Source organism: Jannaschia sp. W003 (genome assembly GCF_025144335.1).
Classification (GTDB): domain Bacteria; phylum Pseudomonadota; class Alphaproteobacteria; order Rhodobacterales; family Rhodobacteraceae; genus Jannaschia.
In genome coordinates this window covers 778490-802534 of record NZ_CP083539.1, presented here as the reverse complement: position 1 = coordinate 802534, position 24045 = coordinate 778490, and the positions used below count along the sequence as shown (strand labels likewise).

Annotated in this window: 22 protein-coding genes; 15 read left to right on the top strand and 7 right to left on the bottom strand. The window is 74.1% G+C overall.

The window, feature by feature from the left end; translation table 11 throughout:
• Positions 1-126: 126 nt before the first annotated feature.
• The 7 genes from K3554_RS03775 to dxs all read left to right on the top strand — a co-directional run bounded on the left by K3554_RS03775 (position 127) and on the right by dxs (position 8090).
• Positions 127-735, top strand: a complete 609-nt coding sequence (locus K3554_RS03775) for a (2Fe-2S)-binding protein (RefSeq protein WP_259943735.1) — start codon at positions 127-129, stop codon at positions 733-735.
• Between the two features lie 4 nt (positions 736-739).
• Positions 740-1738, top strand: a complete 999-nt coding sequence (locus K3554_RS03770) for a xanthine dehydrogenase family protein subunit M (RefSeq protein ID WP_259943734.1) — start codon at positions 740-742, stop codon at positions 1736-1738.
• Positions 1738-4002, top strand: coding sequence for a xanthine dehydrogenase family protein molybdopterin-binding subunit (locus K3554_RS03765; protein WP_259943733.1), 2265 nt, complete (start codon positions 1738-1740; stop codon positions 4000-4002). Before K3554_RS03770 ends, K3554_RS03765 begins: the two co-directional genes overlap by 1 nt.
• Before the next feature lie 140 nt (positions 4003-4142).
• Positions 4143-5048 (top strand): histone deacetylase family protein, encoded by a 906-nt coding sequence (locus tag K3554_RS03760; protein ID WP_259943732.1) that lies wholly within the window; start codon positions 4143-4145, stop codon positions 5046-5048.
• A 2-nt stretch (positions 5049-5050) separates the two neighbouring features.
• Positions 5051-5290, top strand: a complete 240-nt coding sequence (locus K3554_RS03755) for an exodeoxyribonuclease VII small subunit (RefSeq protein ID WP_259943731.1) — start codon at positions 5051-5053, stop codon at positions 5288-5290.
• A 14-nt stretch (positions 5291-5304) separates the two neighbouring features.
• On the top strand, positions 5305-6174 hold the full coding sequence (locus K3554_RS03750) for a polyprenyl synthetase family protein (RefSeq protein ID WP_409197333.1): 870 nt from the start codon (positions 5305-5307) through the stop codon (positions 6172-6174).
• 68 nt (positions 6175-6242) lie between these two features.
• Positions 6243-8090 (top strand): 1-deoxy-D-xylulose-5-phosphate synthase, encoded by a 1848-nt coding sequence (gene dxs, locus K3554_RS03745; protein ID WP_259945777.1) that lies wholly within the window; start codon positions 6243-6245, stop codon positions 8088-8090.
• An 80-nt stretch (positions 8091-8170) separates the two neighbouring features.
• On the opposite strand, the gene K3554_RS03740 is transcribed toward dxs, so the two are convergent.
• The 3 genes from K3554_RS03740 to K3554_RS03730 all read right to left on the bottom strand — a co-directional run bounded on the left by K3554_RS03740 (position 8171) and on the right by K3554_RS03730 (position 11465).
• Positions 8171-8437 carry a hypothetical protein gene (locus K3554_RS03740; RefSeq protein WP_259943730.1) on the bottom strand — a complete coding sequence of 89 codons (267 nt, stop codon included), beginning with the start codon at positions 8435-8437 and terminating at the stop codon, positions 8171-8173.
• A gap of 161 nt (positions 8438-8598) precedes the next feature.
• The gene (locus K3554_RS03735) at positions 8599-9288 is read right to left on the bottom strand and encodes a YjbF family lipoprotein (protein WP_259943728.1); all 690 of its coding nucleotides are present in this window, start codon (positions 9286-9288) and stop codon (positions 8599-8601) included.
• Positions 9285-11465, bottom strand: a complete 2181-nt coding sequence (locus tag K3554_RS03730) for a YjbH domain-containing protein (RefSeq protein WP_259943726.1) — start codon at positions 11463-11465, stop codon at positions 9285-9287. Before K3554_RS03730 ends, K3554_RS03735 begins: the two co-directional genes overlap by 4 nt.
• A gap of 102 nt (positions 11466-11567) precedes the next feature.
• On the opposite strand from K3554_RS03730, the gene K3554_RS03725 reads away from it, so the two are divergent.
• The 6 genes from K3554_RS03725 to K3554_RS03700 all read left to right on the top strand — a co-directional run bounded on the left by K3554_RS03725 (position 11568) and on the right by K3554_RS03700 (position 18724).
• A complete protein-coding gene (locus K3554_RS03725) occupies positions 11568-12332 on the top strand; it encodes an NAD(P)-dependent oxidoreductase (protein WP_259943723.1) in 765 nt (254 codons plus the stop codon).
• On the top strand, positions 12329-12970 hold the full coding sequence (locus tag K3554_RS03720) for a sugar transferase (RefSeq protein WP_259943720.1): 642 nt from the start codon (positions 12329-12331) through the stop codon (positions 12968-12970). Before K3554_RS03725 ends, K3554_RS03720 begins: the two co-directional genes overlap by 4 nt.
• Positions 12971-13217: 247 nt before the next feature.
• Positions 13218-13805, top strand: a complete 588-nt coding sequence (locus K3554_RS03715; protein ID WP_259943718.1) for a LysE family translocator — start codon at positions 13218-13220, stop codon at positions 13803-13805.
• Positions 13806-13839: 34 nt separating this feature from the next.
• A complete protein-coding gene (locus tag K3554_RS03710; protein WP_259943717.1) occupies positions 13840-15693 on the top strand; it encodes an ABC transporter ATP-binding protein in 1854 nt (617 codons plus the stop codon).
• The gene (locus tag K3554_RS03705; RefSeq protein ID WP_259943715.1) at positions 15690-17549 is read left to right on the top strand and encodes an ABC transporter ATP-binding protein; all 1860 of its coding nucleotides are present in this window, start codon (positions 15690-15692) and stop codon (positions 17547-17549) included. The genes K3554_RS03710 and K3554_RS03705 overlap by 4 nt, the downstream gene beginning before the upstream one ends.
• Complete coding sequence (locus K3554_RS03700) at positions 17546-18724, top strand: class I SAM-dependent RNA methyltransferase (RefSeq protein ID WP_259943713.1); 1179 nt, start codon at positions 17546-17548, stop codon at positions 18722-18724. Before K3554_RS03705 ends, K3554_RS03700 begins: the two co-directional genes overlap by 4 nt.
• A 116-nt stretch (positions 18725-18840) precedes the next feature.
• Here the strand turns inward: K3554_RS03700 and K3554_RS03695 are convergent, their stop codons facing one another.
• Genes K3554_RS03695 through K3554_RS03685 form a run of 3 tightly spaced genes read right to left on the bottom strand, consistent with a single transcriptional unit; the run spans position 18841 to position 21534 of the window.
• The gene (locus K3554_RS03695; protein WP_259943711.1) at positions 18841-19980 is read right to left on the bottom strand and encodes a CCA tRNA nucleotidyltransferase; all 1140 of its coding nucleotides are present in this window, start codon (positions 19978-19980) and stop codon (positions 18841-18843) included.
• A complete protein-coding gene (locus K3554_RS03690; RefSeq protein ID WP_259943709.1) occupies positions 19955-20536 on the bottom strand; it encodes a CoA pyrophosphatase in 582 nt (193 codons plus the stop codon). Before K3554_RS03690 ends, K3554_RS03695 begins: the two co-directional genes overlap by 26 nt.
• Positions 20533-21534 carry an Hsp33 family molecular chaperone HslO gene (locus K3554_RS03685; RefSeq protein WP_259943708.1) on the bottom strand — a complete coding sequence of 334 codons (1002 nt, stop codon included), beginning with the start codon at positions 21532-21534 and terminating at the stop codon, positions 20533-20535. Before K3554_RS03685 ends, K3554_RS03690 begins: the two co-directional genes overlap by 4 nt.
• A 92-nt stretch (positions 21535-21626) precedes the next feature.
• Here K3554_RS03685 and K3554_RS03680 point away from each other — a divergent pair, with 92 nt between their 5' ends.
• A complete protein-coding gene (locus tag K3554_RS03680) occupies positions 21627-22088 on the top strand; it encodes an NUDIX domain-containing protein (RefSeq protein ID WP_259943706.1) in 462 nt (153 codons plus the stop codon).
• A gap of 229 nt (positions 22089-22317) precedes the next feature.
• On the opposite strand, the gene K3554_RS03675 is transcribed toward K3554_RS03680, so the two are convergent.
• Positions 22318-23592 (bottom strand): PP2C family protein-serine/threonine phosphatase, encoded by a 1275-nt coding sequence (locus K3554_RS03675; protein ID WP_259943703.1) that lies wholly within the window; start codon positions 23590-23592, stop codon positions 22318-22320.
• Between the two features lie 109 nt (positions 23593-23701).
• Here K3554_RS03675 and K3554_RS03670 point away from each other — a divergent pair, with 109 nt between their 5' ends.
• The gene (locus K3554_RS03670; protein WP_259943700.1) at positions 23702-24034 is read left to right on the top strand and encodes a histidine kinase; all 333 of its coding nucleotides are present in this window, start codon (positions 23702-23704) and stop codon (positions 24032-24034) included.
• The last annotated feature ends 11 nt before the right edge of the window (positions 24035-24045 follow it).

Here is a 24045-nt window from a genome sequence, read left to right as displayed (position 1 = left end):
GCCGGTGGACCGTCCTGCCCCCGGGGCATGCCCACCCCCGCGTTGCCGGACCGGGGTTGCGGGCTAGCTGATGGGGTCTCCCAGATACCCGCAAGTCGGTCCCCCGCGGATCGAGCAGGAGTGCCCATGCCCGGACGTCCCCCCGATCTGCGCCGACCCGGCGTGTCGCGCCGCAACTTCCTGCAGGGCAGCTCCGTCGCCGCCGGCTCGCTCGGGCTGGCCGTGGGCGAGGCGCGGGCCCAAGGCCCCGCGATGTCCGCCGAGGCGCGCACCATCGAGATGCGCGTGAACGGCAAGACCCGCCACGTCTCGGTCGAGCCGCGCACCACGCTGGTGGAGGCGCTGCGCGACGGGCTGGGCATGACCGGCACCAAGATCGGCTGCAACCAGGGCCAGTGCGGCGCCTGCACGGTGCTCTTGAACGGCAGCCGCGTGAACTCCTGCCTCGCCCTCGCGGTCATGGCCGAGGGCGGCGAGGTCGTCACCGTCGAGGGGCTGGCCGATCCGGACGGCACGCTGCACCCGATGCAGACCGCCTTCGCCGAGAACGACGCCTTCCAGTGCGGCTACTGCACGCCGGGGCAGATCCTCTCGGCGATCGCCTGCATCGAGGAGGGCCACGCCGGCGACGAGGCCGAGATCCGCGAGTACATGAGCGGCAACCTCTGCCGCTGCGGGGCCTATCCAAACATCGTCGCCGCCATCGTGCAGGTGCGCGACGGCATGGAGGGCTGAGCCCATGAAGCGTTTCGCATACACCCGCGCCCGCACCCTGGCCGACGCGGTCGAGGCCGCCGGAGCCGAGGACGCCCGCATCATCGCGGGCGGCACCACGATGGTGGACCTGATGAAGATCGGCGTCGTCGAGCCCGACGCCCTGGTGGACATCACCGGGCTGGGCGAGCTGCGCGGCCACGAGCTGGGCACGGACACGCTCCGCCTCGGCGCGCTCGCCACCATGGCGAACGTCGCCGACGACCCCGCCGTGGTCCGGGCGTTCCCGGCCCTCACCGAGTCGCTCTGGAAGGCGGCCAGCCCGCAGCTGCGCAACGCGGCCACCTTGGGCGGCAACATCCTCCAGCGCACCCGCTGCCCCTACTTCCGCGACACCGCCTTCGCTCAGTGCAACAAGCGCGTGCCCGGCTCGGGCTGCGCGGCCCTCGACGGGGGCGAGACCACGATCCACGCGATCCTGGGCGGCTCGGATGCCTGCGTCGCCATGTATCCCGGCGACTTCGCGCAGGTGCTGGTGGCCTTCGACGCCGAGGTCGAGACGCGCGGCCCCGGCGGCACCCGGCGCATCCCCTTCGCGGAACTGCACCTCCTGCCCGGCGACGCGCCCCACCGCGAGACCGTGCTGGAGCCCGGCGAGATCGTGACCGCCATCGAGGTGCGGCGCATCCCGGCGATGGCGCGCAGCCACTACCTCAAGGCCCGCGACCGCGAGAGCTACGCCTTCGCCTCGGCCTCGGCCGCGGTGGGGCTGGAGATGGACGGCGACACGGTGCGCGACGTGCGCATCGGGCTGGGCGGCGTGGCCGCCGTGCCGTGGCGGGCGCGTGCCGCCGAGGAGAGCCTGCGCGGCGGCCCCCTCACCGAGGAGACGGCGCGCGAGGCGGGCCGGATCGCCTTTGCGGATGCGGTGCCGCTCGAAGGCTCGGCCTACAAGATCCCGCTGGGCGCCGACGTGGTGGCCGGTGCCCTTCTGACCGCGAAATCCCGCCCGGGAGGCGAATGATGGCCCAGACCCTCAACACCGCGGTTACCCGCGTCGACGCCCGCCGCAAGGTGACGGGCACCGCCACCTACGCGGGCGACGTCGTGCCCGCCGGCATGCTCCACGGCGCGCTGGCATGCTCGGCCATTGCCGTGGGGCGCGTCGCATCCATCGACACCGCGCGGGCCGAGGCCGAGCCGGGCGTGGTGGCCGTGTTCACCCACGAGACCCTGCCCGACTACAGGACCGTGAAGGGCTTCTACGCCGGCGGCCCCGGCTCGGCCTCGTTCTGGCCGATGGAGGGCACCGAGGTGCGCTACAGCGGCCAGCCCGTGGCTTACGTGGTCGCCGAGACCGCCGCCGCGGCGCGCCGCGGGGCCGCGCTCGTGGCCGTGATCTACGAGGAGGGCGAGGCGCGCATCCACATGGACGAGGGCGAGAGCTTCGTGGTGGGCGCGGGCGAGGAGAGCGAGGGCATGGTCACCACCGTGGGCGACGTCGCCGCCGGGATGGAGGCCGCCGCCCAGACCGTGGACGCCACCTACACGACCCCGTTCCAGCACCACAATCCGATGGAGATGTTCTCGGCCACCGCCGAGTGGCGCGGCGAGCACCTGACGGTCTGGATGCCCTCGCAGTCGGTGCGCACCCTGCGCGGCGGGATCGCGAAGGCCTACGGCCTGCCCGAGACGGCCGTTCGCGTGGTCTCGCCCTTCGTGGGCGGCGCCTTCGGCTCGAAGGCCGGCATCACGCCCTACACCATGCTGACCATCGCCGCCGCCAAGGCGGTGGGCCAGCCCGTGCGCCTCGTGGTGACGCGGCCGCAGATGTACACCGTGGCGACCTTCCGGCCCGAGAGCGTGCAGCGCTTCCGCCTCGGCGCGGCGGCGGACGGCAAGCTGACGGCGTTCGAGCACGTCGAGATCGCCCAGACCTCGCGCTTCGACGACGTGGTGAACCCCGGCACGCACATGACGCGCGCCATGTACGCGAGCCCCAACATCCGCACCGAGCAGCGCCTCGCGCGGTCCGACACCAACACCGGCGGCTTCATGCGCGCGCCCAACGAGATGCAGACCTTCTTCGGCCTGGAATCGGCGATGGACGAGCTGGCGTGGAAGCTGGGCATGGACCCCGTCGAGCTGCGCCGCGCCAACGACACCGACCGCCACCCCGTGGAGGACGTGCCGTTCTCGTCGCGCTCGCTGATGGAGAGCTACGACGCGGTGGCGCGCAGCTTCGGCTGGGCCGACCGGGGCCGCGAGGTCGGCGCCATGCGCGACGGCGACTGGCTGGTGGGCTACGGCTGCGCCACGGCGACGTATCCGACCAACATCTCGCCCTCCTCGGCGCGGGTGCGGATGCAAGGCTCGGGCCACGCCTACGTGGAGCTGGCCGCCCACGACGTCGGGACGGGCAGCTACACCATCTTCGCGCAGATCGCGGCGGCCCGCCTCGGCCTGCCGGTGGAGGCCGTCGACGTGGTGATGGGCGAGGCGGACCTGCCGCTCGCGCCGATCTCGGGCGGCTCGACCACCGCCGCCTCGGCCGGCTCGGCGGTGCACCTCGCGTGCCTCAACATCGGGCGCGGCGTGGCCGAGAAGGTCGCCGCGCAGTCCGAAGGCCCGCTCGCGGGCGTCGATCCGGCGCGGATCACGCTCGAGGACGGGATGCTGCGCGGCCCGGACGGCCAGAGCCAGAGCCTCGTCGAGGCACTCGCCTCCACGCCCATGGGCGAGCTGGAGGCCGAGGGGCAGTATCGCCACCCGGCGCTGACCGACCAGGCGCTGCGGATGACCTATCAGGGCGGCTACGGCGTCGCGGGGCCGGTGACGCCGGAGCGGGCTATGTTCGCCTTCGGCGCTCAGATGGCCGAGGTGCGCATCCACCGCTTCACCCACGAGATCCGGGTGCCGCGCCTCCACGGGGCCTTCGCAGCCGGAACCTGGCTGAACCGCAAGACCGCGCATAGCCAGCTGATGGGCGGCATGGTCTGGGGCATCGGCTCGGCGCTGCACGAGGTGACCGAGACCGACACGCCCCGTGCGCGGTTCCTGAACGCCAACATCGCGGAGTACCTCGTGCCCGTGAACGCCGACGTGCGCGAGATCCGGGTCGAGATGCTGGAGGAGCGCGACGACTACGTGAACCCGCTGGGCGTGAAGGGCATCGGCGAGCTGGGCATCGTGGGCACGGCCGCCGCCATCGGCAACGCGATCTACCACGCCACCGGCACCCGCCTGCGGAGCCTGCCGATGCACATCCCCAGCCTGATCCAGGCCTGACGGGATTCCTTCCGCGCCCCGGCCTCCCCGGCCGGGGCGCTGATCCGTCCGAGACTATCACTTCTTCAAGCGGAGTCGCCGGCGGATGCCGGGCGCCGGGGACTCTGGCGTCCCGCCGCGCCGCGCGGCACACAAGGCTCATGACCCTTCTCTTCACCCATCCCGACGCCGACGCCCACGAGAACCCGCCGGGGCATCCCGAGCAGGTGGCCCGGCTCCACGCGGTGCGCCGCGCGCTGGAGGACGTGGCGCTCGACCGGCGCACGCCGGAGCCGGCGGCGCCCGAGGCGGTGCTGCGGTGCCACCCGCAGGCGTATCTCGACGCGCTGGAGGCCGCCTCGCCCACCGAGGGCTGGGCGCAGCTCGATGCGGACACCTCGATGGCGCCCGGCTCGCTCGGTGCTGCCTGGCTCGCCGCCGGCGCCGCCTGCGAGGCGGTGGACGCGGTCGCGGAGGGAGGCCGCGCCTTCGTGGCCATGCGTCCGCCGGGGCACCACGCCGAGACCGCCAGGCCGATGGGCTTCTGCCTGCTGGGCACCGTCGCCATCGCCGCCCGCCATGCCCTTGCCTCGGGCTGCGAGCGGGTCGCCGTGGTCGACTTCGACGTGCACCACGGCAACGGCACGCAGGACCTGCTGAGGGACGAGGCGCGCGCGCTGTTCGTCTCCACCCACCAGTCGCCGCTCTGGCCTGGCACGGGCGACCCGTCCGAGACCGGGGCCCACGGGCAGGTCATGAACCGCACCCTGCCCCCCTTCTCGGACGGCGCCGCCTTCAGGCGGCTGATGGAGCGCGAGGTGCTGCCCGCGCTCGACGCCCACGCCCCCGACCTCGTGCTGATCTCGGCGGGCTTCGACGCCCACCGCGACGACCCACTCGCGCAGCTGGAATGGGACGAGGCGGACTTCCGCTGGGCGACCGAGCGCCTCGTGGAGGTGGCCGAGACCCATGCGGGGGGGCGGGTGGTGTCGTCGCTCGAGGGCGGCTATGACCTCGCCGCGCTGGGCCGATCGGTCCGCGCGCACGTGGAGGCGCTGGGGAGCTGAACATGGCCGACGACGTTGGGAAGATGAGCTTCGAGCAGGCCATGGCCGAGCTGGAGCAGCTGGTGAACCAGCTGGACGGGGGCGAGGTGCCGCTGGAAGAGTCGATCGCTCTCTACGAGCGCGGCGCCAAGCTCCGCGAGCACTGCGACGCCAAGCTGCGCGCCGCCGAGGAGCGGGTGGAGCAGATCACCCTCGACGCCGGGGGCCGGCCCACCGGCACGCGGCCCGCCGACGCCCAGTGAACCCCGGACCTGCCGTGAGCCTCCGACCTGCGCTGGAGACGGCGCAGCGCGAGGTGCAGGCGGCGCTGGACGACCTGCTCGGGGGCTTCGAGGGCCCCGTGGGCGAGGCCATGCGCTACGCCTCGCAGGGCGGGAAGCGCCTGCGCGCGTTCCTCGTGCTGGAGACGGCGGCGCTCCACGACGTGCCCCGGTCGCGCGCCCTGCGGGCCGCGGCGGCGATCGAGTGCGTCCACGCCTACTCGCTGGTGCATGACGACCTGCCCTGCATGGACGACGACGACCTGCGACGGGGCCGCCCCACGGTGCACCGCCGCTGGGACGAGGCGACCGCGGTGCTGGCGGGCGACGCGCTGCTGACGGCAGCCTTCGAGATCCTGGCCGACCCGGCGACCCACCCCGACGCCGCCGTGCGGATCGGCCTCGTGGCCGCCCTGGCGCGCGACGCGGGCGCGGCCGGCATGGTGCTGGGGCAGGCGCAGGACATCGCCGCCGAGAGCGCGGGCGCGCCTTTGTCGCTGGAGGCGATCACCGCGCTCCAGCGGCTCAAGACCGGGCGCCTGCTGGAGTGGCCCTGCCTCGCCGGGCCGGCGCTGGCCAAGACCCGCCCCGAGGGGCTGGACGTGTATGCCCGCGCCCTGGGGCTGGCGTTCCAGATCGCCGACGACCTGCTCGACGTGGAGGGCGACGCCGCGGCGGCCGGCAAGGCGCTCGGCAAGGACGCGGCCGCGAACAAGGCCACCTTCGTGTCGCTGCTGGGGACGCAGGGCGCCCGCGCCCGCGCCGAGGCGCTGGTGGCCGAGGCCGAGGCCGCCCTTTTGCCTTATGGCGATCGCGCCGCTAGGTTGCGCGCCGTCGCCCGCTACATGGTGACCCGCGACCGCTGAATCCCGAGGAGAGACCCGTGGACACGCCCCTTCTCGACCGCGTCGACGACCCCGCCGCCCTGCGCCGCATGAGCGACCGCGAGCTCCACCAGCTCGCCGGCGAGCTGCGCGCCGAGACCATCCGCGCCGTCAGCCGCACCGGCGGCCACCTCGGCGCCGGCCTCGGCGTGGTGGAGCTGACCGTGGCGCTCCATGCGGTGTTCGACACGCCGCGCGACCGGCTGGTCTGGGACGTCAGCCACCAGTGCTACCCCCACAAGATCCTCACGGGCCGCCGCGCGCGCATGGACACCCTGCGCCAGAAGGACGGCCTGTCGGGCTTCACGAAGCGCACCGAGTCCCCCTACGACCCCTTCGGCGCGGCCCACGCCTCGACCTCCATCTCGGCGGCCCTGGGCTTCGCGCAGGCGCGCGAGATCGGCGCGGCGGGCGTGGGCGACGCCATCGCGGTGATCGGCGACGGCGCGCTCACGGGCGGCATGGCCTACGAGGCGCTGAACCACGCGGGCCATCTGGGAACGCGTCTGATCGTGGTGCTGAACGACAACGAGATGTCGATCGCCCCGCCCGTGGGCGCCATGTCGAGCTACCTGAGCCGTCTCTACGCCGGCGCCCCGTTCCAGGAGTTCCGCGCCGCCGCCAAGGGGGCCGTGGGCCTCCTGCCCCCGCCCCTCCAGGAGGGGGCGCGGCGGGCCAAGGAGATGCTCAAGGGCATGGCCGTGGGCGGCACGCTGTTCGAGGAGCTGGGCTTCTCCTACGTCGGCCCCATCGACGGCCACGACATGGAGAGCCTGCTTCCGGTGCTGCGCACCGTGAAGGCGCGGGCCACGGGCCCGGTGCTGATCCACGCGGTCACGAAGAAGGGCAAGGGCTTCGCCGAGCACCGCCCCGACCGCGGCCACGCCACCGCGAAGTTCGACGTCGAGACCGGCGAGCAGCGCAAGGCGCCGTCGAACGCGCCGTCCTACACCAAGGTGTTCGCCCAATCCCTCATCCGCGAGGCGCAGGAGGACCGCGACGTGGTGGCCGTGACGGCGGCGATGCCCGACGGCACCGGGCTCGACCTCTTCGGCGAGGCGTTTCCCGCCCGCTGCTTCGACGTCGGCATCGCCGAGCAGCACGCCGTCACCTTCTGTGCCGGCCTAGCCGCGGCGGGGCTCAAGCCCTTCGCGGCGATCTACTCGACCTTCCTGCAGCGCGCCTACGACCAGATCGTCCACGACGTGGCGCTGCAGTCCCTGCCCGTCCGCTTCGCGATCGACCGCGCCGGCCTCGTGGGCGCGGACGGGGCGACCCACGCGGGCAGCTTCGACGTGGCCTATCTGGCGAACCTGCCGAACTTTGTGGTGATGGCCGCCAGCGACGAGGCGGAGCTGCGGCACATGGTGGCCACGGCCGTGCGCCACGACGCGGGCCCCATCGCCTTCCGCTATCCCCGCGGCGAGGGCGCGGGCGTGGAGCTGCCCGAGCGCGGCACCCCCCTGGAGATCGGCCGCGGGCGCCTCGTTCAGGAGGGCGAGCGCGTGGCGATCCTGAGCTTCGGCGCGCGGTTGGGCGAGGTGCGCGAGGCGGCCGAGCGGCTGGCCCTGCGGGGCATCCGCCCGACGGTGGCCGACGCGCGCTTCGCCAAGCCGCTGGACCGCGAGATGATCCTCGGGCTCGCCCGGGACCACGAGGCGCTGGTCACCATCGAGGAGGGCGCCGTGGGCGGCTTCGGCAGCCACGTGGCGCAACTGCTCGGCGACGAGGGCGCGTTCGACCGCGGCCTGCGGTTCCGCTCCATGGTGCTTCCGGATGCGTTCATCGACCAGGCGGGGCCGGCTCAGATGTACGAGGCGGCGGGGCTTCAGGCCGGCGACATCGAGGCGAAGGTGCTGTCGGTGCTGGGGGTCGAGGTGATGGGCCGGCGGGCCTGACGGTCCGCGCCCCGGGGCACCCGGACATGAAAAAGGCGGGCCTCAGGCCCGCCTTTTCCGTTCGTCCGATGGGACGGCGATCACTGGGTGGAGGTGGTCGCGTCGTCGTCGTCGTCGGCCAGGGCGGCGATGCCGGCCACGGCAGCCAGGCCCAGGCCGGCCAGGAGCAGCGGGCTGATGCCGCGGGCGGGCATCACTTCGGGGACGATCACGACGTCCTCGACCACGGGGGCGCTCAGGTTGCCCGACGACTTGGTCGAGTTCAGGAACAGGGGCGATTCGGCGGAAGCCATCACCGGCGCGAAGGCCAGCAGGGCAGCCGACGAGATCGCGAGAAGCTTGGTCATGAGAGAGTCTCCAGTTTAGACGTGCACGGGGCGGACGTTAGATTGCCCCCCGTTCCCCTGCAACCCGCACCGATGGGGTTTCGCCATATCCCGGGGCGTTTGCGCTTCGAAAACCCCGGTCGATGTTGCAATACTGCCGCGGCGCGGCGCGGGGCCGGCGGTCAGCCGCGCAGGAGGCTCGTCTCGAGGACGCCCGCCTCGGGGCTCACGAGCACTTCGGAGCGGCGCACCGAGCCCGTGGCGTCGACCCAGTAGCGGTTTGCGAATCGCACGCCCTCGCCGGCGCAGCGCTCCTCGAAGATCGTGGTGCGGAAGGTCTGGCCGTAGAAGCCGAGCACCTGCGTGTCCACGGGCAGCACGTCGCACCGCAGGTCGAGCCGCACGACCACGTTGTCGGAGCGCAGGCGACGCTCGGTGCGGCGCACGCCGCTCGCGCCGCCCCGCTGCAGCGCGGCACGGGTGCCGCTGGCGTCCACGGTCAGCAGGTCGAATCCGAAGCCCCGCGTGCCGACCAAGAGGCCGCCGCGCATCAGGAGGCCGCCGCCTTCCGCGTCGCGCCACTGCACCGTGCCGTCCGCCCCGATGGCGGCGGGCACCATCAGCACGCCGACGTCGCGCGCCTGCAGCACGACGAGCAGCGCCGGCGTCCCGAGCTGGCCGAGGAGCGCGGGCGTGATCGCGTCGCGCGCGTCCGGGGCCGGCTCGGCCTCGGCGCCGGCGAGGCGCGCCACCATGGCGCGTGTGGCGAGGCCGATCGAGGCGGTCTCGCGCTCGTCGTTGGTGATCTGGCACCCTGCGAGGGCCAGGAGGCAGAGCGGGGCGGCCAGCGCCCGCAGCAGTCGCATGGTCATCGCCAGAACCGTCCCCAATCCTCGGTCAGCTGCGGCGCGGTCTGGTCGCTGACCGTGTCGTAGAGCCTGTTTCGAATGCGCAGCCGCGCCCCGCCGTCCCGCAGGAGCGGCTGGATCGCGATCGACTCGGTTTCGCGCGAGGGCTGGCCGGTGAAGAACGTCAGCGGGATCTTCACCTCGATGCCCTTGTCGAAGGAGCCCTCGCCGAAGTCCTCGGCGCTCACGTCCGTCTTGGTGGCGTAGGCGCTGACCTCCCAGCCCGACGGGAAGCGCCGCGCGAGGCGGTAGGTCGCGCCGCGGTCGCCCGCGAGGTACTGGCCGAGGTAGAGCTCGGAGTGGAAGCCGCCGCCGTGCTCGAGGTAGCCGGTCACGCCGCCGGTGGTCGCCTCGAGGTCCTGGAAGCCGAAGTCCTGGTCGAAGTCGCGCTGGCGCACCTCGTTGACCTCGGCGCCGATCGCCAGCGGCCCGGTGGCGGGCTTCCAGAGCAGCTCCGCCGAGAGGCCGCCGTACTGCGCCTCCAGGAGGCCCGCCGAGACGCGGCCGTAGAACTCGGGCGCGGGGCGGAAGAAGTACTCGCCCGTGAGGTACGAGATGTAGGGCCCGCGCTCGGCGGCGAAGAAGTTGCTGTCGGTGCGCACTTTGGGAAGCTTCGAGTCCGAGACCTTGGTGTTCTCGTCGCGGTTGCCCACCACCACGCGGCGCACCGCGCCCGAGACCACCACGCCGGGGCGCGGCTCGTAGCGGGCCTGGAGCTGCACGCCGAGGTCGAGGCGCACCGGCGCCTCGGGGTCGAAGGTGGAGGCGGCGCCGTAGGGGCCGAGGGCGTAGGTGAAGCGGGGGTAGAGGTCGGGCACGGCGCGCAGGCCGTCCTCGGGCAGGCGCTCGGCGTCGACGATGCCGGCCACGGCCAGCACCTCGGCGGCGCCGTCGGGGCGGTTCTCCAGCGCCTCCACGTCGGAGCGGCGCAGAACCACGGCGGCGCCGGGCACTCCGAAGCGGTTCAGGGGCACGATCTCGAACTGCTCAACCGAGGCCGGCAGGCTGCGGGTCATGGCGCGCGCGGCGCGGCCCACGGCCTGGGCCTGGGATTCGTAGATCGGGTTGATGAAGCGAACCTGCGCGCGCCGCCCCGAGAGGCGGTAGCTCTGCAGCTCCAGCCCGGCCACCGCGAAGGTGCGCCCGAGCGACTCGGCGATCACCGGCTCGCTGTCGGGGCGCGCCGTCCACTCGGTGCCGTAGAGCGACGGGTCGGACGCGCGCGGCGGGCGCACGAGCACCGGCTCGGGCGCGCCCTCGCCGCCCGCGCCGCCCGGCGCGCGGCGGGGGTTCAGGGTGTAGAGGAAGCCCACGCCCAGCTCGGTGCCGTGGCGCAGCGCGGCGGTGACGCGGAAGTTCGGGCTGACGCGGTAGTCGGCGCCGAAGTTCAGCGGGATGTCGCGCTCGACGATGCCGACGCGGGTCTCGTTGACGTAGGCGTCCGAGGAGTACTCCGCGGCGAGGCGCAGGCGCTCGGACTGCTGCCAGGCCACGCCGCCGAACAGCGCGGCGGGGCCGCGGAACAGCTGGTCGGTGCCGAACTTGCCGCCGGTGCCGGTCTGGTTGTCGTTGGGCACGGGACGGGTGTCGAAGCGGTCCGAGAAGACCGAGAGCGGGTTCGAGAACGACCCGTCGGTGCCGTAGCGGCCCCAGCCGATGCCGGCGGTGGCCTCGACGTTGCCGAACGCCTTAGAGGCCACGAGGTACTCGCCGCCGTAGAGGCCGGTGCCGCCGATGTCCTGCAGGCCCAGCAGCAGCTCGGGGCGGCGCGCGCTCTCGGAGAGGATCTGGAAGCGCACGTCGAACGAGCGGTCGTAGGTTCGCACGAGCGGGTTGCCCGGACCGCGCGCCTCGATGTCGGGGATCGAGGCGTAGCGGAACAGGGCCTGGAGGCGGCGCGAGAGCTGCACCGCGATCGAGGTCCGCACGGTGCCGTTGTCGAAGCCGTGCACCGAGAAGCTCAGCTCGCCCTCGGGCTGCGAGCGCGCCGACGGCATGTCGACGTAGCCCGGCACGCCGAGGAAGTTCGCGGCTTCGGTGGGCGGAAGCGCGAGCTGCTGCCCCCCGGCGGTGGAGGATAGCAGCGCGGCGGCAACGGCTGCGGCCGAGCTGGCGAGCGTGAGCTTTCGGATGGCGCGCATGGCGGCTAAGGCTTCCCCCGGGAGACGATCTCCCTTCCTCACCACCCCGACGCGCCGAACGCAACGGCGCGCCGTTCCGAACGCCGTCGAGGTGTCCCGCCGATGCAACGCCCCCTCCCCGTCGTCACCGGCGCCTCGGGCCGCATCGGCCGCATGCTGCGGGCGCTGTGGGGCGAGGGCGGCGCCGACTGGCGCTCGCGCCGGGACGGCCCGCCGCTGGCCGCGCTGCCCGTCGGCGGCACGCTCCTGTGCCTCGCCGGCGTGGTGCCGGGGGCGGGCGACCTCCACGACAACGCGCGCATCGCCGAGGCGACGGTCCGCGCCGCCGAGGCGGCCGGGATGCGCCGGGTGCTCCTGCTGAGCTCGGCCGCGGTCTACCCGGCGGGCGAGGGCCTCCGCGAGGAGGACGCCGCGCCCGCGAGCGACTACGGACGCGCGAAGCTGGCGATGGAGGCGGTGCGCTCGGTCGCGGTGGAGGTCACGGCGCTGCGCCTCGGCAACGTGGCCGGGGCCGACGCGCTGCTCGGGCGCCTCGGCGACGCGGCCCCCCGCCTCCACGTGTGGCCCGATGGGCGGGCGCCGCGCCGCTCCTATGTCGGGCCCAGTAGCCTCGCGCGCATCCTGCGGGCGCTGGCCGACCACCCCGCCGCCCTGCCCCCAGTGCTGAACGTCGCCGCGCCCGGCGCGGTGGGCATGGACGCGCTGCTGGATGCGGCGGGCCGCGCGTGGGAGCCGGTGCCCGCCCCCCCAGACGCGGTGCCGGTGGTGGCGCTGGACGTCGCGCGCCTCGCCGCGCTCGTCCCCCTCGACCCCGCCGAGGGCACCGCCCCGGAGATCGTCCGCCAATGGCGCGAGGCCGTGGCGTGACCTTCGGCAAGCGGCTCTTCGACGTCCTGTTCTCGCTCTACCTCATGGCGTTCTTGGCGCCCGTGATCGTGGTGGTGACGGTGCAGTGCCTGCGAAAGCAGGGGCGTCCCCTGTTCTACGGCTCGGAGCGGATGAAGACGCCCACGGAGCCCTTCACGCTGTGGAAGTTCCGCACCATGGAGCCCGACCCGGACGACATCGGCGTGACGGGCGGCGACAAGTCCCTGCGGATCACCCCCTATGGCGCCTGGCTGCGGCGACGCCGCCTCGACGAGCTGCCGCAGCTCTGGAACATCCTGCGCGGCGACGTGAGCTTCGTGGGCCCCCGCCCGCCCCTGCGCCGCTACGTGGAGATGTATCCCCATCTCTACGCCGAGGTCCTGCGCTCGCGCCCCGGCGTCACCGGCCTCGCCTCGCTGATCTACGCGCCCCACGAGGAGCGGGTGCTCGCCGAGTGCGACACCGCCGCCGAGACCGAGGAGGTCTACACCCGCATCTGCATCCCCCGGAAGGCCGAGCTGGACCTGCTCTACCAGCGCCACCGGACGTTCTGGATGGACGTGAAGCTGATCTCCTGGACCACGGCCAAGTTCTTTCCTCGGCGCATCCGGCCGGTTCGGAAGGGGAAGTTCGTCTAGGACGCGCTGCGCGCGTCCTAGACGAACCCCGGCCCCCGAGCCGGGATCCCAAGGGGCTAGGCGCGCCCGCCCCGCCCCGCGAAACGCGCCCCGGCCTCGCGCCGGGGCCTCCGCCAGCCGCAGGCGCCGTCCTTCGCCCCGACACGCGGCAAGGGTTGCGGGCGGAGGTCCCGGCGCGGGGCCGGGACGTGTCGGTCGTCTGCGACCCGCCCTTGCCTCCCGCCCCGCCGCGCGTCACGCCGCCACCATGGACCCGCTCTACCTCTTCGTGTTCGCCGGCCTGTTCTCGCCCGGCCCGAACGTGATCCTGATCACCGCCTCGGGGGCGCGCTTCGGGATGCGCCGCACCGTGCCGCACATCCTCGGGGTGGCCGCGGGCGTGGGCGTGACCTCGGCCGTCACCGCGCTGGGGATCGGGGCGGTGCTGCTCGCCGTCCCCGCGCTGAAGCTGGCGCTGCAGGTGGTGGCCGCCGCGTGGATCCTGTGGATGGCGTGGCGTCTCCTGCGCTCGCGCCCCGGCGGCGGCGGCGCGGGGGACGGGCGGGAGCGGCCCTTCCGCTTCTGGGAGGCGGTGCTGTTCCAGTGGGTGAACCCCAAGGTCTGGGCGGTCGCGCTTGCCGCCGCCTCGGGCTACGCCTCCGACCTCGCGCCCCTCCCGGAGGCGGCGCGCATCGCCTCGGCATTCTCGGGGATCAACCTCTTCGTCTGCGCCTTCTGGGCCTTCGCGGGCACGCTCCTCGCCCTCCTGCTGCGCACGCCCGCCGCCTGGCGCCTCTTCACGACCCTCATGGCGGGCGCCCTTGCGCTGTCGGGGGCGATGATTTTCCTGGCCTAGGTGCTACATCAGGGGGCCGACCCGAAAGGCCTCCATGTTCCGCCGCCTCGAAACCCTCGTCGATCCGTTCGCCGCCCACGACGCCTCGGACGCGCCGCCCGCGCGGCTCGGGCCGTTCCTGCGCGAGTGGACCCGGCCCTTCCACCACCTGTTCGCGCTGGCCGCCGGGCTGGCCGTGCTCGTGGCCGCCGTGGAGATCGGGCTGATCGCCTACGTGGGCCGAATCGTGGACCTGCTGTCGGACGGCGAGCCGGGGGCCGTGCTCGCGGATCACGGGGTGGAGCTGGCGCTCGCCGCACTGTTCGTGCTGCTGCTGCGCCCCGCGGTGATGGCGCTCGACGTGCTGCTGCTGAACAACGCGATCCTGCCGCAGATGGGGGCCATGTTCCGCTGGCGCGCCCATTCCCAGGTCCTGCGCCAGTCCGTAGGCTGGTTCGAGAACGACCACGCCGGCCGCATCGCCAACCGCATCATGCAGACGCCCACCTCGGCGGGCGATGCGATCTTCCAGGTGCTCGACGCCATCGCCTACGCCTTGGCCTACGTGGTCGGAGCCGCCGTGCTCCTGTGGGACGCGGACCCGCGCCTCGCCGTGCCCCTCGCCGTCTGGCTGGTGCTCTACGGCCTCCTCGTGCGTTGGACCATGCGCCGCATTGGCCCGGCCTCGAAGGCCTCCGCCGATGCCCGCTCCACCACCACGGGGCGCGTGGTCGATGCCTACAGCAACATCCACTCCGTGAAGCTCTTCGCCCACGAGGGGCAGGAGCTGGGCTACGCGCGCGAGGCCATCGAGGCGACGCGCGAGACCTTCGCCCGCGAGATGCGGCTCTATACGGTCATGGACGTTGCGCTGACGGTCCTGAACGGCCTCCTGATCGTGGGCGTGGTGGGCTGGGCCGTGTGGCTCTGGGCGGGCGGCACCGCGAGCGTCGGCGTCGTGGCCGCCGCCGCCGCGCTGGTCCTGCGCCTCAATGCCATGACGGGGTGGATCATGTGGTCGCTCTCGACCCTGTTCCGCGCGCTCGGCGTGGTGGCCGAGGGCATGGAGACCATCGCCCAGCCGATCCGCCTGCGGGATGCCCCGGACGCCGCGCCCCTGCGGCTGGAGCGGGGCGCGATTCGCTTCGAGGACGTCACCCATCGCTACGGCGGCGCGGGCGGCGGCGTGGAGGGCATCGCCCTGCGCCTTGCGCCCGGCGAGAAGGTCGGCGTGGTGGGCCGCTCGGGCGCGGGCAAGTCCACGCTGGTGAAGTTGCTCCTTCGCTTCTACGACCCCGACGGGGGCCGCATCCGCATCGACGGGCAGGACATCCGCGGCGTGACGCAGGAGAGCCTGCGCCGGGCCATCGGCATGGTGCAGCAGGACAGCTCGCTGCTGCACCGCTCGATCCGCGACAACATCGGCTACGGAAGGGCGGACGCGACGCAGACGGAGATCGAGGCCGCCGCGCGGCGCGCGCAGGCCCACGCGTTCATCCTCGGGCTCGAGGACAGCGAGGGCCGCCGCGGCTACGACGCCCGCGTGGGCGAGCGGGGCGTGAAGCTCTCGGGCGGCCAGCGCCAGCGCATCGCGCTGGCGCGCGCGATCCTGAAGGACGCTCCGATCCTCGTGCTCGACGAGGCCACCAGCGCCCTCGACAGCGAGGTCGAGGCCGCGATCCAGGACACGCTCTACGGCATGATGGAGGGAAAGACCGTGATCGCCATCGCCCACCGGCTCTCCACCATCGCCCACATGGACCGCATCGTGGTGCTCGACGACGGGCGCATCACCGAGGAGGGGACGCACGACGAGCTCCTCGCCCGCGGCGGCCTCTACGCCCGCTTCTGGGCGCGCCAGTCGGGCGGGTTCATCGACGTGGCCGGCACCGCGGAGGCGGCGCAGTGACGCTCGCCCGCCTCGGCACCCTCATCGCCCCGTTCCGCCGCGCCGACGGGCCGCCCCCCGACACGCTGGGGGCCTTCATCGGCTGGTGCCTCAAGGGCGCGTGGGGGCCGCTGGGCGTCGCCTTCGCCGCCTCGGGCGCGGCGGGCGTCATGGAGGTGGTGACGGCCTTCCTTCTGGGCGCCGTGATCGACAGCGCCTCGGGCACGCCCGGCGCGGGCTACTTCGCGGCCAACGCCACGCTCTTGGCCCTCTTCGTGCTGTTCTACCTCGTGGTGCGCCCGCTGGTGTTCGGCGGCTCGGCGGCGCTCAACGGCATCACCGTGCAGCCCAACGTCTACCCGCTGGTGCAGTCGCGCCTGCATCGCTGGACCATGGGGCAGGCCGTCACCTTCTTCGACAACGACTTCGCGGGCCGCATCGCCCAGAAGCAGATGCAGACCGCCCGCGCCGTCACCTCGGTCACGTCCGAGTTCATCAACGTGGTCGCCTTCGCGGCTTCCTCCGTGCTCGGCTCGGTGGTGCTGCTGGTGGCGATCGACTGGCGCATCGCCGCCGCGTTGGCTGCGTGGTGCGTGCTCTACGGCGGGCTGATCCGCTGGTTCATGCCCCGCATCCGCGCGCGATCCAAGGAGCGGGCCGCGGCGCGCGCCATGGTCACGGGCCAGGTCGTGGACACGATCACCAACATCAAGACCGTGAAGCTGTTCGGCCATTCCGAGCACGAGGACCGCTCGGCGCTGGATGCGATGGAGACCCTGCGCGGCAAGTCGGTGCGCTTCGGCGAGACCTCGGCCGCGTTCCGCATCTCGCTGATGCTGGTGGGCGGGCTCCTGCCCCTGATCCTGATCGGCGGCGCGCTGGTGCTGTGGCAGGCGGGCGCGGCCACCACCGGCGACGTGGCCGCCGCGGGCGCCATCGCTATCCGCATCAGCCAGATGACCGGCTGGGTCTCGTTCACGCTGATGTCGATGTACGCCGAGGTGGGCGAGATCGAGGACGGCATGCACACCCTCACCCCCCGCTGGACGCTGGAGGATCGCCCCGATGCCGCCCCCCTGCCCCCGGTGCGCGGCGATATCCGCTTCGAGGGTGTGACCTTCGCCTACGGCCGCGACGAGGGGGACCACCACGCGGGCGGGCTGTTCGACCTCCACCTCCACGTGCGCCCCGGCGAGAAGCTGGGCCTCGTGGGCGCGTCGGGGGCGGGCAAGTCGACGCTCGTGGCCCTCCTCCTGCGTCTCTACGACCCGGAGCGCGGGCAGGTGTCGATCGACGGGCACGACCTGCGCGCGGTCACGCAGGAGAGCTTGCGCCAGCAGATCGGCATGGTCACGCAGGAGACGGCCATGTTCAATCGCTCGGCCCTCGACAACATCCGCTACGGACGCCCCGACGCCACCGAGGCGGAGGTGCGCGAGGCCGCGCGCCGGGCCGAGGCCCACGACTTCATCGAGGGCCTGCGCGACCACCGAGGCAACCGGGGCTATGCCGCCACGCTGGGCGAGCGCGGCGTGAAGCTCTCGGGCGGCCAGCGCCAACGCATCGCCCTCGCCCGCGCGATCCTGAAGGACGCCCCCGTGCTGGTGCTGGACGAGGCGACGAGCGCGCTGGACTCCGAGGTCGAGGCCGCGATCCAGTCGGCGCTGGAGCGGGTCATGGAGGGCAAGACCGTGATCGCCATCGCCCACCGCCTGTCGACCATCGCCCGCATGGACCGGATCGTGGTGCTCGAGGCGGGCCGCGTGGTCGAGGAGGGCACCCACCGCGAGCTGCTGGCCGCGGGCGGCACCTACGCCCGCTACTGGGAGCGGCAGTCGGGCGGCTTCCTCGGGCTGGACGACGTGGCTGCGGAATGAGCGTCGTGATCGAGCGGCTGGATGCGCGCGGCGCGGGCGTGGCGGGGGACGTCGTTGTGCCTCGCACCCTGCCGGGCGAGCGGGTGGACCCGGATGGCCGGCCCATCTTGGAGCCTTCGCCCGAGCGGGTCGCGCCGCCCTGCCCCCACTTCCGCCGCTGCGGCGGCTGCGCGCTGCAGCACGCGTCGGACCGCTTCGTGGCGCGCTGGAAGGCGGGCCGCGTCCGCGACGCGCTGGTGCGCGCCGGGCTGGAGCCCGAGATGGGCCGGATGCACGTCTCGCCCCCCGCGAGCCGCCGCCGCGCCGCCCTGAAGGGCCGCAAGACCAAGCGCGGCGCCGAGGTCGGCCTCCACACCGCGCGCACCCACGACCTCGTCGCGATCCCCGACTGCCGCGTGCTGGTACCCGCCATCGTCGCTGCCCTGCCCGCGCTGGAGCGTCTGACGCGCCTCGCCGCCCCGCGCGGGGGCGAGGTGGGCCTCCACGTCACCGCCACCGCCGGGGGGCTGGACCTCGCCGTCACGGATGCCAAGGCGGTGGAGGCCGCCATGCTCGCGCCCTTCGCCGCCGACTTCGCGCGCGTCACCTGGAACGGCGAGCCGCTGGTGCAGTCCGCGCCGCCCGTGCTCGCCCTCGGCCCGGCCCGCGTGGTGCCCCCGCCGGGCGCCTTCCTGCAGGCGACCGTTGAGGGCGAGCGGGCGCTGGTGGCGTTGGTGCGCGAGGCGCTCGGGGATGCGGCGCGCGTCGCGGACCTGTTCTCTGGGCTGGGCACGTTCACCTTCCCTGCCGCGCTCGCCGCGCCGGTGGACGCCTTCGAGGCCGCGCCGGAACTGGTCGACGCCCTGCGCGCGGGCGCCCGCCACGCGCCGGGCACGAAGGCCATTGCGGCCCACCGCCGCGACCTGTTCCGCGAGCCGCTGCTGCCCGAGGAGCTGCGCGCCTACGACGCCGTGGTGATCGACCCGCCCCGGGCGGGCGCCGCGGCGCAGGTTGCCGAACTGGCCCGTTCCGAGGTGCGGGTGGTGGCGCACGTCTCGTGCAACCCGGCGACCTTCGCGCGCGACGCCGCGGCGCTGGTGGCGGGGGGCTACCGCATGGGTCCGGTCTCGGTGGTGGACCAGTTCCGCTGGTCGCCCCACGTGGAGCTGTTCGCGGCGTTCCGGCGGGAGACGTGAAGGCGTGGGCCACGCCCCGGACTTGATCCGGGGCCTCTAATGCCGTCGGCGCTTCGCTTCGCACGATGGCGCAAGCGGCGGACCGAGGCCCCGGCGCAAGGCCGGGGCGTGAACTCTTAACCCTCGCGCGCGACCTCCAGCAGCGCGTCCCGCCCCAGCGCCCCGGCGCTTGCCACCCACGCCGCCTTCGCCCGCGCCAGCGCCTCGCCCAGCGCAGGCCCCTCAAGCCCCGGCATCAGGTCCTTCGCCCGCAGCGGGAACGTCGCCGCGGCCCCCGCCCGCGCCTCCTCCAGCGCCCCCGGCGCCACCGGCTGCCCCAGCGAGGCCGCGCGGATCAGCACCGCATCCTCGCCCCGCACGCCCAAGGCGTGGCCCAGCGCGAAGGGGCGGCCGTCCGCCTCCCGCAGCGCCTCCAGCGCCCGCGCTTCCACGTTCGACAGCCGCAGCCCCGAGGCGTCCCCGCCCAGCACCGCGAGGCGGCGCAGCCAGTCCGGCGCACGGTCCCCCTCCAGATGCACCAGCGGCGCCAGCGCCCGGTCGTCCGCGCCCGGCAGCACCCGCGCCAGCAGCCCCGTGCGCGCCATCGCGGCGACGCAGGGCGCGGGGTCGGGCGCGGCGAGGAGGCGGCGCATCTCGTGGCCGATGCGCTCGCGGCTCAGGCGGTCCAGCCCCTCGCCGTGGGCAGCGCAGGCGGCCAGCCCCTCGGCATTCAGCCCGAGCGCCGGATCGCCGTACCAGGCGGTGAAGCGGAAGAAGCGCAGGATGCGCAGGTAGTCCTCGCGGATACGGGCCTCGGGATCGCCGATGAAGCGCACGTGCCGCGCCCGGAGATCCGGCAGGCCACCCAGCGGGTCCACCACGGTGCCGTCGGCTTCGGCGTAGAGCGCGTTCACGGTGAAGTCGCGACGGCCCGCGTCCTCGGCCACGTCGTCCGAGAAGGCGACCGTCGCGCGGCGTCCGTCGGTCTCCACGTCGCGGCGGAAGGTGGTGACCTCATGGGGCACGCCCGCCGCCACCACGGTGACGGTGCCGTGCTCGATGCCCGTGGGAACCGGCTTCAGCCCCGCGGCGCGGGCGAGCTCGACCACCCGCTCGGGCGGCGCGTCGGTGGCGATGTCGATGTCGGAGACGGGGGCGCCGAGCAGGGCGTTGCGCACGCAGCCGCCCACGGCGAGCGCCCGGTGCCCGCCCCCCGCGAGGGCGGCGAACACCCGCTGCGTGGGCTCCGCCTCAAGCCAGTCCGCCGTCAGTCGCACGCTCCGCGAGCCCCCTCAGGATCCGGGCCGTTGCGCCCCAGACGTAGCGCGGACCATAGGGCACCGCGTAGTAGCGGCGCCACTCCCCGCGCCAGCGCCGCGCCTCGACCGAGTAGTTGGCCGGATCCAAGACATGGGCAGCGGGCACCTCGAACACCTCGGCCACCTCGCCCGGCTCGGGGGTAGGCTCGAACGCCTCGTAGGCGGCGAGCACCGGGGTCACGGTGAAGCCGGTGACGGTCTCGTGGGGCGGCAGGCAGGCGACGACCTCGGCGCACTCCAGCCCCACCTCCTCGCGCGCCTCGCGCAGGGCGGCGGCCTCGGGCGTCTCGCCTTCGTCGATCTTGCCGCCCGGAAAGGCGATCTGGCCGGGGTGGTTGCGCAGCGCGCTTGAGCGCTTGGTGAGCAGGAGGCGCGCGCCCCCCGGCGCCTCGCGGAACGCCACCAGCACGGCGGCGTCCCTCAGCACCCGGCGGCCGGGCAGCACCACGCCCGCGTTCAGGTCGAAGTCCGAGGAGCGCCCGCCGGGCCGGGCGGCGAGCGCGTGGAGGTTCACGACGGCGCGTCCGTCGCCTCGAACCCCAGGGTCGCGGGGTCGAACTCGTAGTGCGCCCCGCAGAACTGGCAGTCGGCGGTCACGATGCCCTCGGGCGTGGTCATGTGGCCGATGTCCTTGGCCGAGTAGATCGACAGCGACTGGCGCACCTTGTCCTCGGAGCACGAGCAGCCGAAGCGCACCGGCTGGGGGTCGAAGACGCGCGGTCCCTCCTCGTGGAACAGGCGCACCAGGAGGTCGGTGGGGCTGACGGTGGGACCGATCAGCTCCATCGCCTCCACGGTGTCGAGCAGCAGGTTGGCCCGGCGCCAGTTCTCGCCGTCGTCGGCGTCCATGACGTCGGACGCGGTCATCAGCCCGCCCTCGCCCGTGCCGCCCTCGCCCGAGGCGGCGAAGGGCGAGGCCTTGGGCATGTGCTGCAGCATCACGCCGCCCGCGCGCCAGCGCTCCGCCTCGCCCGGTGCCTGCGCGCGCCCGTAGGAGAGCGCGAAGCGGGTCGCGATCTGCTCGGACTGGGCGAAGTAGGTCTCGGCGCAGGCCGAGAGCGAGCCGCCCGAGATCGGGGTGATGCCCTGGTAGGGCTCCATGTCGGGGCCCTGGTCGATCAGGATCGCGAAGTAGCCCTTGCCGATCAGCTCGAAGGGCCGCGCGTCCGGCCCCTGCGCCAGCCGATCCTCGTCGAACGACGCCCAGGCGCGGATGCGCCCCGAGCGGCCGTCCTCGGTGGGGGCGTAGTAGTCGGTGGCGATCAGGCGCGCGGGACCGTCGCCGCGCACCTGCAAGCTCAGCTTCCAGCGCAGCTTCACGGTCTGGCCGATCATCGCGGTCAAGAGCGCCATCTCGGCCACCAGCGCCTCGATCGGGGCGGGGTAGTCGTGCTGGGCGAGCACCTCCTCGAGCACGCCGTCGAGGCGGGCCACGCGGCCGCGGATGTCGGAGGCGTCGAGCTGGAAGGGCAGCACGGTGTCGTCCCAGAGATGGGTGGTGGCGTCGGTCATGGCGGATTTCCTCTTCGGTTCGGCTGTCGCCGGTCCGGTTCGGGCGCGATATAGGGACAGGAGCGCGCGCGACCAACCCTCCGGAGGCCCCCATGATCCCCCGCCACGGCCCGCCGCCCGCCCGCGGCGTGCGCCACCGCCTCCGCCCCGGCGCCTACGCGATCCTCCTCGGCCCGCGGGGCCTGCTGCTGACGGAGCAGACGGCGGAGCACGGGCCGGAGATCCAGCTGCCCGGCGGCGGGATCGATCCGGGCGAGAGCGCGCTGCCGGCGCTGGCGCGCGAGGTTCTGGAGGAGACGGGCCACGCCTGCCGCATCCTCTGCCGCCTCGGGGCCTACCGGCGGTTCACCTGGATGCACGAGTACGGGTTCCACGCCGAGAAGCTGTGCCACGTGTACCTCGGCCGGGCGGGACCGCGGCGCGGCCCGCCGCTGGAGGCGGGGCACCGGGCGGTGTGGATGGCGCCGGGCGCCGCGGCGGGCAGGCTGGCGAGCCCGGGCGACGCGGCGCTGCTGCGGGCGTGGCTGGCCCGCGGGGGCGCGCGGGGGGGATGACGTCCCGGCGCTGCGGGCGCCGGAAAGGGACGAGCGCAGACGCGGCGACGGGTGCGCGGCGCCTCGGGGAAGGCGGGACCGTGGTCATGAGCGTCGGGGATCGCCCCGCATCCCGCCGCCCCTTCCACGCACGCTCGCGACCAAGCCCCTTCTCGGAGCGGAGCCGTTCCCTGCCTGCCGCATCCCGCCATCGCCGCGGCCTCGCCACCCCGGGCCGGCGCGACCGGCCTCACCCCGCATCCCGGCGGATCAGCAGCATCGAGACGTCGTCGTCGAAGGGGACGGGGCTGGCATGGGCGCGCAGCCCTGCCTCGATGCCGTCCAGCGCCGCCGCGGGCGCCGCGTCCCCGGTCCGGGCCAGCAGCGCCGCTAGCCCCTCGTCGCCCAGCATCGCGCCGCCCGCATCGGTGCACTCCGTCAGACCGTCGGTGTAGAGCAGCAGCGCGTCTCCGGGATGGAGGCGTGCATGCGTCCGCTCGAAGCGGGCGCCGCCGAACAGGCCCACGGGCGGGCCCCCGTCGCCCAGCGCCTCCACGCGGCCGTCCGCGCGCCGGAGCAGCGGGTGGGGATGGCCGGCCTGGCACAGCTCCAGCGCGCCGGTGGCGCGGTCGAGGTAGGCGAGCGCGGCGGTGAAGTAGATGTCCTCGCATAGGCCGCCGAGCATGATCGCGTTAACCCGCGCCATCACCGTCTCGGGCGGATCGGGCGGGCCGCGCGGATCGCGGTGGGCGACGTTCCGCCCGCCGTCGTCGGCGGCGAACAGGCCCGCCAACCGCCCCGCCAGCAGCGCCGAGGCGATGCCGTGGCCGGACACGTCGATCGAGTAGAGTGCGAGACGCCCGTCGCCGAGCGCGAAGTGGCCCAGCAGGTCGCCCCCCACCGGCCCCTGGGTCAGGAGGCGCAGGCCGATCGCGTGGCCGCCGATCCGCGAACCGTCGGGGGGAAGGAAGGCGCGTTGGATGCGGCGCGCTTCGACCAGGTCGCGGTTCACGGCGTCCTGGATCGCCTGCAGCTCGCCCAGCGCGGCGGCGACCTCGGCGTTCCGCTGGCGCAGATCCTCCTGCATGGCGATCATGCGCAGGCCGGCGCGCACGCGTGCGCGCAGCTCGGCCATGCCCACGGGGCGGGTCACGAAGTCGTCGGCGCCCGCGTCGAGGCCGAGCGCCTTGGCGCGGCCGTCGCTCTGCGCGGTGGTCAGGAGGAAGTAGGTGTAGCGCTCCGCCCCGAGGGCGCGGAAGGCGCGGCAGAACGCGGGACCGTCCATGCCCGGAAGCTGCCAGCCCGAGATCACCATGTCGACCGGCGCGGCCCCCCGTCCCGCCACGAGGGCGAGTGCCTCGTGCGGGCAGTCGGCCGCGAGCACCTGCAGGTCCATCCGCGCCAGCACCGCGCAGACCAGTCGCCGCTGCGCGGCGCTGTCGTCGACCACGAGCACCACGGGCCGGTCCGCGCCGGGCGGGGCGCCGGGCCGCGGGGGCGCCGGGCAGGGTTGGGATCCGTCCATCGGCGCGGTGCTGGCCCGCGAGGCGTGAAGGGGGGGTTAAGGGGAGAATGCGAGCGAGACGGCGCCGGGCGTTGACCCCGCCTTAACCCCCGCGCGGCAGGAGGAGGGCATGGACACGCTCGCCGAAGACCCGCTGCTCGACCTCGACCGCCTCGCCGAACTCGCCGAGGAGGTTGGCGAGGAGGATCTGTCGGCGGTGCTCCTGATGTTCCTCGACGAGGCGTCGGCTGAGGTGGCGCGCCTCGCCTCGGGCCTCGGCGACGCGGAGCATGCCAAGGCCACGCACTTCCTGCGCTCGGGCGCTCTCAACATCGGACTCGGGGCGCTGGCGCGGGCCGCCGCCGAGGCGGCCGAGGCGGCGCCCGCGGGCCGCGCGGCCTCGGGCGCGGCGATCGCGGCGCTGGTCGCCCGCAGCCGCGCCGCGGTGCTGGCGCGGGGATAGGACGGTGGCCG

Bases quoted from the DNA above. Each gene is read 5' to 3' on its own strand.
- K3554_RS03675 (WP_259943703.1), bottom strand. From the start codon at position 23,592: ATGGACGGATCCCAACCCTGCCCGGCGCCCCCGCGGCCCGGCGCCCCG.
- K3554_RS03680 (WP_259943706.1), top strand. From the start codon at position 21,627: ATGATCCCCCGCCACGGCCCGCCGCCCGCCCGCGGCGTGCGCCACCGC.
- K3554_RS03700 (WP_259943713.1), top strand. From the start codon at position 17,546: ATGAGCGTCGTGATCGAGCGGCTGGATGCGCGCGGCGCGGGCGTGGCG.
- K3554_RS03730 (WP_259943726.1), bottom strand. From the start codon at position 11,465: ATGCGCGCCATCCGAAAGCTCACGCTCGCCAGCTCGGCCGCAGCCGTT.
- K3554_RS03710 (WP_259943717.1), top strand. From the start codon at position 13,840: ATGTTCCGCCGCCTCGAAACCCTCGTCGATCCGTTCGCCGCCCACGAC.
- dxs (WP_259945777.1), top strand. From the start codon at position 6,243: ATGAGCGACCGCGAGCTCCACCAGCTCGCCGGCGAGCTGCGCGCCGAG.
- K3554_RS03770 (WP_259943734.1), top strand. From the start codon at position 740: ATGAAGCGTTTCGCATACACCCGCGCCCGCACCCTGGCCGACGCGGTC.
- K3554_RS03765 (WP_259943733.1), top strand. From the start codon at position 1,738: ATGGCCCAGACCCTCAACACCGCGGTTACCCGCGTCGACGCCCGCCGC.
- K3554_RS03725 (WP_259943723.1), top strand. From the start codon at position 11,568: ATGCAACGCCCCCTCCCCGTCGTCACCGGCGCCTCGGGCCGCATCGGC.
- K3554_RS03670 (WP_259943700.1), top strand. From the start codon at position 23,702: ATGGACACGCTCGCCGAAGACCCGCTGCTCGACCTCGACCGCCTCGCC.
- K3554_RS03685 (WP_259943708.1), bottom strand. From the start codon at position 21,534: ATGACCGACGCCACCACCCATCTCTGGGACGACACCGTGCTGCCCTTC.
- K3554_RS03715 (WP_259943718.1), top strand. From the start codon at position 13,218: ATGGACCCGCTCTACCTCTTCGTGTTCGCCGGCCTGTTCTCGCCCGGC.
- K3554_RS03760 (WP_259943732.1), top strand. From the start codon at position 4,143: ATGACCCTTCTCTTCACCCATCCCGACGCCGACGCCCACGAGAACCCG.
- K3554_RS03740 (WP_259943730.1), bottom strand. From the start codon at position 8,437: ATGACCAAGCTTCTCGCGATCTCGTCGGCTGCCCTGCTGGCCTTCGCG.
- K3554_RS03735 (WP_259943728.1), bottom strand. From the start codon at position 9,288: ATGACCATGCGACTGCTGCGGGCGCTGGCCGCCCCGCTCTGCCTCCTG.
- K3554_RS03775 (WP_259943735.1), top strand. From the start codon at position 127: ATGCCCGGACGTCCCCCCGATCTGCGCCGACCCGGCGTGTCGCGCCGC.
- K3554_RS03755 (WP_259943731.1), top strand. From the start codon at position 5,051: ATGGCCGACGACGTTGGGAAGATGAGCTTCGAGCAGGCCATGGCCGAG.